The organism is Christiangramia forsetii KT0803 (genome assembly GCF_000060345.1).
Taxonomy (GTDB): domain Bacteria; phylum Bacteroidota; class Bacteroidia; order Flavobacteriales; family Flavobacteriaceae; genus Christiangramia; species Christiangramia forsetii.
This window is the reverse complement of the sequence record NC_008571.1, coordinates 1560413-1573022: the sequence shown is the minus strand read 5'-3', so window position 1 is coordinate 1573022 and position 12610 is coordinate 1560413. Positions and strand designations below refer to the sequence as shown.

13 protein-coding genes are annotated in these 12610 nt (G+C 35.4%); 6 read left to right on the top strand and 7 right to left on the bottom strand.

Annotated features, from left to right (window positions below; genetic code table 11):
• The first annotated feature begins 1 nt into the window (after position 1).
• The 3 genes from GFO_RS07125 (at position 2) to GFO_RS07115 (ending at position 3393) form a co-directional block, all read left to right on the top strand.
• Complete coding sequence (locus GFO_RS07125) at positions 2 to 1288, top strand: mechanosensitive ion channel family protein (RefSeq protein ID WP_011709404.1); 1287 nt, start codon at positions 2 to 4, stop codon at positions 1286 to 1288.
• Positions 1289 to 1305: 17 nt separating this feature from the next.
• Positions 1306 to 2409 carry an endonuclease/exonuclease/phosphatase family protein gene (locus GFO_RS07120; RefSeq protein WP_011709403.1) on the top strand — a complete coding sequence of 368 codons (1104 nt, stop codon included), beginning with the start codon at positions 1306 to 1308 and terminating at the stop codon, positions 2407 to 2409.
• A gap of 63 nt (positions 2410 to 2472) precedes the next feature.
• Positions 2473 to 3393 (top strand): mechanosensitive ion channel family protein, encoded by a 921-nt coding sequence (locus GFO_RS07115; RefSeq protein WP_011709402.1) that lies wholly within the window; start codon positions 2473 to 2475, stop codon positions 3391 to 3393.
• A 165-nt stretch (positions 3394 to 3558) separates the two neighbouring features.
• Here GFO_RS07115 and GFO_RS07110 read toward each other — a convergent pair whose 3' ends face one another.
• The 4 genes from GFO_RS07110 to GFO_RS07095 all read right to left on the bottom strand — a co-directional run bounded on the left by GFO_RS07110 (position 3559) and on the right by GFO_RS07095 (position 6712).
• The gene (locus GFO_RS07110) at positions 3559 to 3945 is read right to left on the bottom strand and encodes an acyl-CoA thioesterase (RefSeq protein WP_011709401.1); all 387 of its coding nucleotides are present in this window, start codon (positions 3943 to 3945) and stop codon (positions 3559 to 3561) included.
• Between the two features lie 116 nt (positions 3946 to 4061).
• Positions 4062 to 4478, bottom strand: a complete 417-nt coding sequence (locus tag GFO_RS07105; RefSeq protein WP_011709400.1) for an NUDIX domain-containing protein — start codon at positions 4476 to 4478, stop codon at positions 4062 to 4064.
• 1 nt (position 4479) lies between these two features.
• Positions 4480 to 5352 (bottom strand): DUF72 domain-containing protein, encoded by an 873-nt coding sequence (locus GFO_RS07100; protein WP_011709399.1) that lies wholly within the window; start codon positions 5350 to 5352, stop codon positions 4480 to 4482.
• Positions 5353 to 5359: 7 nt separating this feature from the next.
• Positions 5360 to 6712 (bottom strand): NAD-dependent succinate-semialdehyde dehydrogenase, encoded by a 1353-nt coding sequence (locus GFO_RS07095; protein ID WP_011709398.1) that lies wholly within the window; start codon positions 6710 to 6712, stop codon positions 5360 to 5362.
• Positions 6713 to 6879: 167 nt separating this feature from the next.
• On the opposite strand from GFO_RS07095, the gene GFO_RS07090 reads away from it, so the two are divergent.
• Positions 6880 to 7287 carry a hypothetical protein gene (locus GFO_RS07090; protein WP_011709397.1) on the top strand — a complete coding sequence of 136 codons (408 nt, stop codon included), beginning with the start codon at positions 6880 to 6882 and terminating at the stop codon, positions 7285 to 7287.
• Here the strand turns inward: GFO_RS07090 and GFO_RS07085 are convergent.
• Positions 7261 to 7995: a DUF3307 domain-containing protein gene (locus GFO_RS07085; protein WP_011709396.1), complete on the bottom strand. Its 735-nt coding sequence runs from the start codon at positions 7993 to 7995 to the stop codon at positions 7261 to 7263. The two genes, GFO_RS07090 and GFO_RS07085, sit on opposite strands and share 27 nt — an antisense overlap.
• Positions 7985 to 8656, bottom strand: a complete 672-nt coding sequence (locus tag GFO_RS07080; RefSeq protein WP_011709395.1) for a terminase gpP N-terminus-related DNA-binding protein — start codon at positions 8654 to 8656, stop codon at positions 7985 to 7987. The genes GFO_RS07085 and GFO_RS07080 overlap by 11 nt, the downstream gene beginning before the upstream one ends.
• A gap of 151 nt (positions 8657 to 8807) precedes the next feature.
• Between GFO_RS07080 and GFO_RS07075 the strand changes: the two genes are divergently transcribed.
• Positions 8808 to 9260: a hypothetical protein gene (locus GFO_RS07075; RefSeq protein ID WP_011709394.1), complete on the top strand. Its 453-nt coding sequence runs from the start codon at positions 8808 to 8810 to the stop codon at positions 9258 to 9260.
• 2 nt (positions 9261 to 9262) lie between these two features.
• Here GFO_RS07075 and GFO_RS07070 read toward each other — a convergent pair whose 3' ends face one another.
• Positions 9263 to 11308 carry an HD family phosphohydrolase gene (locus tag GFO_RS07070; protein ID WP_011709393.1) on the bottom strand — a complete coding sequence of 682 codons (2046 nt, stop codon included), beginning with the start codon at positions 11306 to 11308 and terminating at the stop codon, positions 9263 to 9265.
• A gap of 113 nt (positions 11309 to 11421) precedes the next feature.
• On the opposite strand from GFO_RS07070, the gene GFO_RS07065 reads away from it, so the two are divergent.
• Complete coding sequence (locus GFO_RS07065; protein WP_011709392.1) at positions 11422 to 12603, top strand: acetyl-CoA C-acyltransferase; 1182 nt, start codon at positions 11422 to 11424, stop codon at positions 12601 to 12603.
• Positions 12604 to 12610: the final 7 nt, after the last annotated feature.

The following is a 12610-nucleotide window of genomic DNA, read 5'->3' as shown; positions in this document are numbered from 1 at the left end:
CATGAATATTGAAGAAGGCTTAATAGATATTATCTGCTTTTTTGAAGAGTTATTTGTAGACTACGGAATGAATGCCGTGGCTGCTCAGTATCTTAATCTTCTCATTAATCTTGTGGTTCTTACCCTGATTGTTCTGGGAATCAATTATCTCATCAAAAATTTTATAATAGAAGGGTTTAAGTTATTTACAAATAAGACAAAAACCACGCTCGATGACTTTCTTATAAAAAGTAACTTTCCAAGGTATGTTGGGCGATTTCTTCCATTGTTTGTGGTTTACAAGCTCTTCCCATTAATATTTTCTGAATTTCCGGAAGTCCTTGAGATTTTTTATAAGCTGGTAGAAATTTATGTCATCATACTTATTGTATGGATTTGTAGAAGTGTACTTAGGTCTACCAGGAATTATTTAAAAACGAGAGAAGAATTTAATGATAAACCATTAGAAAGTTTTAGCCAGATCATCATGATCTTTATCTGGATTATAGGCTTAATGTTTATCTTTTCAACTCTTTTTAATAGATCTGTATTAGGATTTGCTATTTCTTTAGGTGCGGCTTCCGCTGTAATTCTTTTAATATTCAAGGATACTATACTGGGATTAGTAGCTTCCATTCAGGTTTCTGTTAACGATATCGTTAGAATTGGAGACTGGATCACTTTTGAAAAATTCGGGGCAGATGGTACGGTAACCGAAATTAATCTTGCCACAGTTCGAGTACAAAACTGGGATAATACTTTTACCACGATCCCAACATACAGCCTAATTTCCGATTCATTCCAAAACTGGAGAGGAATGCAGGAATCTCCCGGAAGAAGAATAAAACGTTCGGTTTATATCAAACAAAATTCTGTAAAATTCCTTACTTCCGAAGAGATTGATAGATTAAAGAAAATTAAACTTATCGCGCCCTATTTGGAAAACAGACAGGCAGAAATCGATAAATACAATGAGTCTAACGGCACCGATAAAAGCTTACTCATCAATGGTCGCAACCAGACCAATCTTGGAATCTTTAGAAAATATGCCGACTCATACCTGCATGAGCATTCTGCCGTACATAAGGAAATGTATATCATCGTAAGACATATGGCTCCCACTGCCAATGGTATTCCTTTAGAAATACTTTGTTTTAGCAAGGATAAACGCTGGGAAAATTTTGAGTATATTTCGGCTGATATTTTTGACCATCTTATAGCGGCTATCCCCTATTTTGATCTTAAACTATTTGAAGCTCCTTCAGGAGATGATATTCGTAGTTTTCTGGAAAGAAAATCAGAAATTTAATTCTTTATCAATAGACTATGAAATTAAAACCATTTCTTCAGGGCTTCGGTATCCTTGCAGTTGTATTAACATTAATTCCTCTAATTGCAGCAGATTTTTGGTGGATCAGGATGTTTGATTATCCGCATATTGAATTAACACTATTAACCCTTACCGCCATAGCGGTTTATTTTTTCAGATTTGAGATTAGATCCTGGAGAGATTATACATTTATGGCAGTTCTGGTTACCTGTTTTATTTTTCAATTCTATAAAATATATCCATACACTCCCTTTGCACCCTATGACGTTGGAAAACCTACTGCTAATGTGAATGAAAATAGCGGTTTTATGTTATTAACTTCAAATGTGCTTCAGAAGAATAAAGAAACTGCGCTGTTTATCGCTGAAATGAAAAAATTAGATCCTGATATTGCTGTTTTTACCGAAACAGATAGTAATTGGGAATTAGCTATAGAAGAAGGTATAGGTTCTAATTATCCTTATAAGAAACTGGCCCCTTTGGATAATACTTACGGGATGTTGCTTTATTCAAAATTGAAATTAAGAAATCCACAGATAAAATATTTGGTAGATGATAGTATTCCCTCAATTCATTCAGAGATTCAGTTACGATCTGGAGAATGGATAAAACTTCATGCCATACACCCTACTCCACCTATGCCACAACATAATCCTTCATCTTCAGACCGAGATGCTGAAATGATGAAAATAGCTTTAGAAGCAAGAGACTCCGATCTCCCGGTGATGGTAATTGGTGATTTTAATGATGTTGCATGGTCAAGTACTACCAGCCTGTTCCAAAGTGTTGGGGAACTTTTAGATGTAAGAAAAGGAAGGAGCTTTTACAATACCTTTGATGCTACAAGTTTTATTATGAAATGGTCTCTTGATCATATTTTTGTTTCGGAGGAATTTAGAGCGAGTAAAATTGATGTAGGAAGTGATATAAAATCAGATCATTATCCTTTTTACGCGCAACTATATTTACAGAAAGAGTTGGCCAAAGAACAGAAACCAAAACTTGCAACTCAGGAACAGATAAAAAAAGCTAAAGAGCAAATCGCAGAAGAAGAACGTGAAAATTCTGAAAAGGGACCAAATGGATCAAGTAACCAATAAATACTAACATTTAATTGGGATAGTATCACTCCTCTAATATTTATTTTTAAGGAAAACAGTATAATGCAAAATTCCAGCCCTGCTGAAGCGGAGAACGTTACAGAGTCCTTTAATCAATTCTACAATAATTTTATTGATCAACTTCCAGGAATTGGACTAGGCCTTTTAATTATTATACTAGGTGTATTAATTGGCATCTGGTTGGGTAGATTCTTTCAAAGGAGAATTTCTGCAAGGACATCAGATCCTTTAATGAGCCGATTTCTGGGAAAAGCCATTAGGTTTGTTATAATAATTATTGCTATTATGCTTGCCCTTAAAGCAGCCGGTCTTGGAGGCGTAGCCACGGGAATACTTACAGCCGCCGGAGCTAGTGCTGTTGTGCTGGGGTTTGCTTTTAAAGATATTGGAGAAAACTTTATTGCCGGTATTATCCTTGCTTTCAACAGACCCTTTGATGTAAATGATACGGTTGAAATTGGCGATAATTTTGGTAAGGTGAAAACCCTGGAATTTAGATATACTAAACTGAAAACCTTTGACGGTAAAGATGTATATATTCCAAATAGTGATGTGCTTACGGAGCCTGTAACAAATTTCACTGAAGATGGTTTTTTTCGTTGGAGCTTTATTATTGGTATCGCTTATGAAGATAATATTGATGGGGCTAAAAAAACTGTGATGGAAGCTCTAAGAAAAGATCCTCTGGTAATTGAAGATGAAGATCATGAAAACTTTGTAATTGAAGATGAATTAGCTACCAGTACCGTGAACCTTAAAGTATTCTTTTGGGTAGATACCAAGGATTTTAGAATGCAAGCTTTGATAACGAAAGGAAACGTGGTTAGAGCGGTAAAAGAAGCACTTGAAGATAATGGCTATTACATGCCAGCAGATATTCAGGAAATCAAATTATACGGTGGTGAAAAAGAGTTTCCGGTGAGATTAGCGCCAAACCCTGAGGCTCCATCTAAAACAAGTTAGTGTTAGGTGTAATTAAAATGATGCATAAGGCAATCTCAGGTTTTGTGACTGGTCAATGCTAAAAAACATCTCATAGCCGTAACTACGGAATTCTTTTTAACGAAAGTTTCGTAGAAAATTGTTTAGGATTAAGCGCAGGGTTTTGACTTCACTTGACACTTAGAGTTATTTTAATCGATCTTTAACAAATTCTATTTCGGTTTTACCGTGTGGTTTAGGTTTTCCTTCTTCGTCCAGGGCAACCATTACAATCTTATCTACAGCAATAATTGATTCTCTGGTCATTTTGTTACGCACCTCACATTTTAAGGTTAGCGAAGCCGTTCCAAATTTTTCAACCTCTATACCAATTTCAATAATATCACCTTGATGAGCAGAACTTCTAAAATCTATCTCACTCATGTATTTTGTAACTGTCTTTGGATTTTCTAGCTGAACAATACTATATAAAGCACATTCTTCATCTATCCATTCAAGTAGTCGCCCTCCAAACAAAGTTCCGTTTGGATTTAGGTCTTCAGGTTTGATCCATTTTCTCGTGTGAAATCTCATGTTTTATTTCGAAATTAAACAGAAAAATTGAGTGATTAAAAGATACTCCATAGATTTACCTAATTCTCAAAATGAAAAGATTAATCTATAAATTCTATAATTATTAAAAAGGATAATTATAGAAACTGCTGTGCGACATTAATGATCTCGTCATGATCAAATGCTAACTTCATGGAGTGAAGCTTTTCTATGGCGAACCATTGAGCATCTTTAGCGTCATCTGAAGGTTTTAAATGTTCTTCACAGAATATCCGGCTCAAAAAAGCGATAGAAATTGTATGGCCTCTAGGGTCTCTCCCCGGTTCACCAAACGCCTGAACCTGTTGCATAGATTTCACTTCAACCCCAGTTTCTTCCAATAATTCTCTCTTGGCCGCTGTCTCAAGGTTTTCCCCTTCATTTACAAATCCTCCTGGCAGGGCCCATTCGTCTTTAAAAGGTTCATTCTTTCTTTGGATTAATAATACTTTAAACTGGTTGTTCGCTTTACAGAAAACAACACTATCTACGGTTACAGATATCTTTTGTGCCATATTATTTTAATGTTTCAGGAATTTTTATTTCCGTATTAAACTTTTTATTGAACTTTTCAATAAAGTATGCCGACAATAATGGCGAAGCTTCCTCCACGTTTTGATGAACAAAAAAATATAGATTTTTTAAGCCCATTTCGTGCCATTCTCCAATTCGTTCCAGCCAATCATCTAACCTTGTATAATCACTTTTATGATTTGCCCCATTGTACCGAATAAAAGCTGATTCTGAAGTTAATCTCATATGAAGCAAATCTCTCCTGCCGGCAGAGTCTGTAATAATATGAGTTATTTTATGTTGCATCATTAATTCATTCAATTCATCGGCAATCTTTTCATCTTTATACCAGTCGGCATGACGAAATTCAGCAGATAAAGGAACTTCTTTGGGCCAATGCTTAAAGAATTTTTCAACCCGATCCATATTTTTTGGCCCAAAATCTTCTCGAAGCTGAAGAAATACCATCCCCAGTTTTTCTTTTAAGGGTAGAATATTTTTCACAAAATCATCAGTAATTACCTCAGTTTCATTGAGTCTTTTAATATGACTGATTATTCGTGGTACTTTCGGGAAAAATTTAAAATCTTCCGAAGCCTTAGTTTCCCATTTTGCGAATTGCTCTTCAGGAAACATACGATAAAAAGACGCATTTAACTCGATAGAATTAAACTGAGTTGAATAAAATTCTAACTCATCTTTTGTACCTCTTGGATAGAAGTTCTTAAGGTCTGCCCTGTTCCATTTTGCGCAACCAATTCTTACATCTTCAAATTGAGAAGATTTAAAGGAATTAAGAACCTCCCTTGTTTGTTTGTGGGTTGGTGGAAGTGAAAAATCAATGCTTCCCGGATCATCTACTTTTCCAAATTTCATTTAATTCTTATTTAAAATAAACCGTCTTTCTATTTACAAATTCACGAATACCATCTTCGGAAAGTTCTCTGCCATAACCTGATGTTTTGGTTCCTCCAAATGGAAGTCTGGGATCACTCTTTACAAGTTCGTTCACGAATACAGCACCATCTTCGAATTCCGGGACTATTTTCTCGGCAAAGTCCATATCTTCTGTAAAAATGGACACGCCCAATCCAAATTCTGATAAATTTACCAGGTCTATTGCTTCCTGTTCTTTTTTGAAGGTAGTAACTCCAATCGCAGGTCCAAAGGTCTCTTCTTTGAACATGCTCATATCAGAAGTTACCCCCGTTAGTATAGTGGGTTCCATATATGCCTTGTCACGTTTACCTCCCAGAATAATTTTTGCTCCAGCTTTCACTGAATCCTGAATTTGTTTTTCTAAATCTTCAGCAAGATCTTCCCTGGCCATGGTTCCTATAAAAGTATCCTCATCTAAAGGATCTCCACTTTTTAGTTCTCTAACCTGTTTTACAAATTCTTCAGTAAACTCATCTGCGATACTTTCATGAATTATAAGCCGCTTTCCAGCGATACAACTCTGTCCGGTATTTTGAAACCTCGCCTGTACACAGGTTTTTACGCTTTCAGAAATATTAGCATCTTTAAAAATAACTAAAGCATTACTACCACCTAATTCTAAAACAGACTTTTTAATTTCTTCACTTGCCGTAGAAGCGACAGCCGCTCCTGCAGGTTTACTACCGGTTAAGGTTACCGCCTTTATTCTGGGATCTCGAATAATATCTTCAATCTTACTACTACCTAAAACAAGATTTTGAAAACAAGATTTTGGAAAACCGGCTCTTTCAAAAACTTTTTGAATATTATTTGCTGAGCGCATCACATTACTGGCATGCTTTAAAACTCCAATATTTCCGGCCATTAACGCTGGAGCAGCAAACCTAAAGACCTGCCAGAATGGATAATTCCAGGGCATTACAGCCAGGACCACCCCTATGGGTTCATAGTTTACATAACTTTTGGATGCATCGGTCTTAATTTTTTTAGGAGATAAGTGTTTTTCGGCATTTTCAGCATAATACTCGCATACCCAGGCACACTTTTCAATTTCTGCGATCGCCTGAGTAATAGGTTTTCCCATCTCAAGGCTCATATCTTTAGCGTACTCCTGTTTGTTATTACGCAATTCGGCAGCGGCTTTCATCATTAAATCTGCCCTTTCCTTAAAAGTTGTCTTTCTCCACTTTTCAAATCTGGAATTGGCGCTCTGAAGAGCATCGTCTATTTCAGGCTTAGTTAATTCCTTAAACTTTTCCAGAACTTCTCCCGTATATGGATTTTTTGATTCAATCATTATTTAATAATCTTTAGCTTTTCCATTCAATATAATAAGATGAAAAGAAGATAGACGGGCGATTAAGACATATTTAACTCCTATTGTTTATAAACGGTTTACAAGTCAAATTACCAGGTAGTAAATTCAGCTGTATAATTAATTATATTTAAGAAACATTACTTGCCATGAATCCTAGAGACATTAATCTAATAGATCTAAGACCGCAGATCCCTTCAGCCAGAATTACCGATAATATGAGTGCAGATGAGAGGTTTCAAAATGAAACCCTTAGACCAGTTGCTAAGTTACAGCATGAACTTTTATTGGCTATGTTTCGAAATTATATTGTAAAACATAAGAATAAGTTTTACGAACTAAAGCTCGAAAAGAGATTTGAGTATATTGAAAATGCTATTCAAAGAGATATTAAATTCAGAAATAGCTTGAAGGGCATGATTATAGGCCAATTCACTTTAGCTGAATATGAGATCTATATAAAAAACTCTTCTGCACTCAACAAACGAATGATGAATATTGTAAAGGAAAGATTATTAAGCAGTATTCAATTATTGGAAAATAATATGGCGTACTAGAAATCCTATCAGGATTGTTATAGTGAAACTCATAAGCGTTCCTATTAACACATATTCGGTTTGCTTTCGTGCTCCGGTTTCAGATTTATCACTAAAACGAAGAATAGATTTTGCGGCGATTAAAAACCCTATTGCTGAAAAATTAGTAGTCAGAATAAAGGTTAGGACGAGAATTCTTTCGAAAATACCAATATATCTCCCTGCAGCATCCAGGCTATTTTTTTTAAGATCATCCTGTACCTCATTCTGCCATCTCTTAGTAGCCTTGCCGATAAGGAATCCCGTGGGGAAAATTATTATTAAATATCCTATTAGAAGTGCCAGGAATACTTCCGAAGTAAATAAACCGGAAATAAATGGTAGTATTCTATCAAACCCCGCAATTAAAAATATCCATGCCAGGAGGATCACAAAAATATGTAGCATTTGATCCAGAACAAACATCTTAAGATTGTCTTTTTTAAACTGTAATTTCCAGAAATCTATAAAGAAGTGGGTAATACTCACAAATACGGCAATGTACCACCATTCAAGTTTTGCGAGAAACAGTAAGGTCAAAAAACCGGCAATAAACGCATGAATATAGAGAAATTTAGATTTTCCCTTATGCTTTCTTTTGTGATTTACCCATTTTGTAGGCTGGAGCACAAAATCTGTAATTATATGGGCTAATAGTAATTGTAGAAGTATAAGCACACTATTTTCCATTAGAAAATTGTTCGTTTATTAAAGATTCATAACGATGAAGCAGGCTATCAATTGCATCCCACCCCGCCGCTTTTTTTCGTTGATTTACTGCCGACTGACTAATGCCAAGCTCTGAAGCTATATCTGTTTCTTTAAAACCATTTAAAAGATAATATATTACTTCTGCGGAAGCTGTGCTCCATTTATCTGATAGGGTATCCAACAAAAACAGAGACGAATTAAACTCATTATTTATGTTTTCTACTGGTGTTTTTAGCTGAAGTTTTCGATTCTCCTTTTTCATATCATCCAATGTTCTCCCTGAAAACTGAAACGCCTGGCCATTAGATTCCATAATAGAATCTCTTTTAAAATCATAAGACCCTATCCCAATAGCGATCCTAATATCTGCTTCTATTTTAAAAGCTCTATTAGTATCGTTTTCATGTAGATGAATTCTGTTTATCGCAGTTTTTAATTGCAATGCAACACGTAATGCTTTTGAAGGATTATACACTATCCCTTGAAAACTATCTCCTCTGAAAATCTTAAATCCTGAATCCTTCTCTGAAAGCTTCTCTAAGGAATCAAACTCCCTGTTCAAGTCAGAAATGACTTTCTCCAGGAGTTTTTCAGAATAACTCGAGGAAGATAAAAGATCTGCTGAAATTACTGCTACCATATGTCAAATATACAAAAATAAGCTTAAAGCCTTATAATTACAATTTATAAGGTTATATACTAATAATGGATTGATATTAAATATTTCCTAAACTTTCGGTAAGCAGATAAAGCTTGATTAATTTTAGATTCAACATTGAAAATTAAAGAAAATGGTAACAAATAAAGAAGAACTTTTTTACAAATGTCTGGAAACCGTAAACAGGCAAATTGATAAATATCAGAATGAAATGGATCAAATTAAAGAATCCATGGAGAACAACGATGCCCATACAGATTACGATGAGGATGACAGCAAAGGACAACTATTAGGGGATTTTGAAAAATATGCTGAGTACCTTGATAATTCGAGAAAAATGAAAGAAAAATTAAGCCGGATAGATAAAAAGCATTATACCGAGCAAGTTGATTTTGGAAGCGTTGTTGAAACCTCTGAAAATTATTATTTTATATCTGCTGCATTGGGAAAAATAACTATGGAGGAAGGAATTACCGTATATGCAATTTCAACCGATGCGCCTATATATCAGGAAATGAAGGGGAAAAAATCCGGAGAAAATTTCAGCTTCAATGAAAAAGAACATAAGATTTTGAACGTACATTAAATCTATTCAGGATATTCAATACGCAGGTGGTAAATATTCTTCAGCTTCCGCTTTAAGATTTTCTTTACCATCTGTATTTCCTTAAACGTAATATTTGAATTCAGGAATTGTCCCTCTTCCATTTGTTTATCGATAATCTTCTCTACAAAATTATCAATGAGCACAGCGGTAGGCTCCTTAAGACTTTTACTTGCAGCTTCCACACTATCACACATCATTAAAATAGCAGTTTCCTTACTAAAAGGAATTGGTCCTGGATATCTAAAATCTTCAGAGGAAGTATTTTCATTAGCTTCCTTCTCCTTCATATAAAAATAATAAACCGTACTGGTACCATGATGGGTTCTAATAAAATCTATCACCCTATCTGGTAGATTATTCTTTTTTGCGATCTCAATTCCTTTGATTACGTGCTCTATAATTATTTGCGCACTTTCCCTCGGAGATAATTCATCGTGCGAATTTACAGAGGTCGTTTGATTTTCAGTAAAATAAGTGGGATTGTACATTTTACCAATATCATGATAAAGTGCTCCTACCCTGGCCAGCATGGCATTAGCATTAATTTCATTAGCAGCTGCTTCTGCCAGATTTGCGACATTTAAACTATGATGAAAAGTTCCCGGAGCTTTCTCTGCCAGTTCTTTTAATAATTTGGAATTTGTATCTGAAAGCTCCAGCAAAGACATGTCGCTTACCATCCCAAATATTTTTTCATAGACATAGATCAATGGCTGAACAAATAATGTAGCCAGACCTCCAAGTAAGAATGTAAGGAAGACTTCGGGCTTCATATCGTCAATATTACCTTCCTGAATAACTGTAAAAGCAAAATAGGCAATGATATAAACCAGCGTGATTTGCCCTACTGAAATAAATAAATTAGCCCTTTTATATAATTCACTTACAGTAAGAATAGTAACAATTCCCGCAATAATTTGAAGGAACATATATTCATAACTATTGGGAACTATGAATCCTAAAAGTAATACGGTGATCACGTGTGTGAAAAGCCCCAACCTGGCATCAAAAAATGCTTTTAAGGTAAGTGGCAGTATACACAAAGGAACAACATACACATAGTCTATATTAAAACTTACTGCGAGTGTAGTAAGCATGACCATAAATATAATATTGAAGAAAATAAATGTCACCTTTACATTATTCTCAAAGATGCTCATGCGGTACTTTCTCATAAAAAGCAATAACATAAGTAAGGCCAGGGCCACTAGTGTGCTATAGCCAACAATAATCCAGTTATAATTGGTTTTACTCCAAACCTGAGATTCATATTCGGCTTTTAAAGATCTAAGAATGTTATATTTATTCCCCTCTACAACCTCTCCTTTGGCAATGATCCTACTACCCTGCTCAATAATTCCTCGGGTATAGGAAATATTATTAAGCTTGCTTTCAAGTTCTTTTTGGGTGAGTTGATTGTTGAAACTTACGTTGGGCTCTACCGAATTAAAGAAAACTTCCAATAGTTCAGTTCTAAACGAAGAAAATCCTGCATTAGAAATTTCTTCACTTAAAAATCCTCTTATTTGGCTTTGTTTTAAAATTCTTCTGTAAGCAACTTCAGAAGCCTCATTACCTTTAAGCAAATAGACGAGTTGATCTGGATTTAAACGATCACTTTCCTGTAGTAAACCAAATTCATAAATATCATCAACGGTTTTTGTGACGAAATCATCAATGATGGTCTCATACACACTAAGAACTGTGTCGGGAAACACATTGTTAACTTCTGCTAAGGCGTCCTTATTAACTCTTGCGGGTTTTTCAGTGTCAAAGCTATAGTAAGGAATATGTGATTTGGTTATATCCTGCCTTTCTGCAGAAACTTCTTCATCTGTCTTTAAAATAGCAAAATCGAAAGGAGCATAAAGATTCTCATATTGCCATGGCTTCCCCTTTGGGATATCATACTTAAATTTACCACCTTTCGGAAGAAGGTAAACGATTAATACTGAGGTAAGCACAAACAGGAAAACTTTATAAAAAAGCGCCTGATTTTTGTATAGCTTATTAACGAAATCGCTCATAGATATTCAGGTAATGCTCAAATGTAGTAAAAATAGGTCTGAATAAGCTTAGGTTATTTAATTCCTTATAAAATCACTAACTTCGCAACTCTTGAATTAATTAAACTTACAACATGAATAAAGAAGTAGTAATAGTAAGCGCTGCGAGAACTCCAATAGGAAGTTTTCTTGGTAGTTTATCAAGCATTCCAGCAACGAAATTAGGATCTATTGCCATTAAAGGGGCACTAGAAAAGATTAATCTAAAACCAGAAATGGTAGAAGAAGTTTTGATGGGTAATGTTGTGCAGGCTGGTGTTGGTCAGGCTCCGGCAAGACAAGCTTCTCTTGGTGCTGGAATTCCAAATACGGTTCCTTGTACTACCATAAATAAAGTTTGTGCCAGTGGAATGAAGGCTGTGATGCAGGGAGCACAATCAATTATGTTAGGTGACACTTCTATTGTAGTGGCAGGTGGAATGGAAAATATGAGCCTTATTCCTCATTATGTTCATATGAGAAACGGAAAGAAATTTGGACCGGCTACTCTTGAGGACGGAATGCAAAAAGATGGATTGGTAGATGCTTATGACCATAATGCTATGGGTGTTTGTGCTGATCTTTGTGCTTCTGAACATAATTTCTCCAGAGAAGACCAGGATAAATTTGCAATCCAATCTTATGAAAGATCTGCAAAAGCGTGGAAAGAAGGTAAATTCGATAATGAAGTTGTGCCTGTTGAAGTTCCGCAGAGAAAAGGAGATCCTTTAATAGTAAAAGAAGATGAGGAGTTTAAGAATGTTAGGATGGATAAAATCACTTCTCTTAGACCGGCATTTTCTAAAGAAGGAACTGTAACCGCTGCAAACGCTTCTACTATTAATGATGGAGCCGGAACAGTGATTTTAATGAGCAGGGAGAAAGCAGAAGAATTAGGTTTAAAACCATTGGCGACAATTAAAAGCTTTGCAGATGCGGCAACGGAACCAAAATGGTTTACTACAGCCCCATCAAAAGCACTTCCGAAAGCTATAGATAAAGCGGGAATAAAAATGGACGAAGTAGATTTCTTTGAGTTTAACGAAGCTTTCTCTGTAGTTGGTCTTGCGAATATGAAGATTCTAGGTTTAAATGATAAGAATACTAATGTAAATGGTGGAGCCGTTTCCTTAGGTCACCCACTTGGATGCAGTGGTGTAAGAATCCTTATCACTTTACTAAATGTACTGGAACAAAATAATGGAAAACTAGGAGCAGCTGCTATTTGTAATGGTGGTGGTGGTGCTTCAGCAATGGTAATTGAACGTAATTCCTAAAATTGAT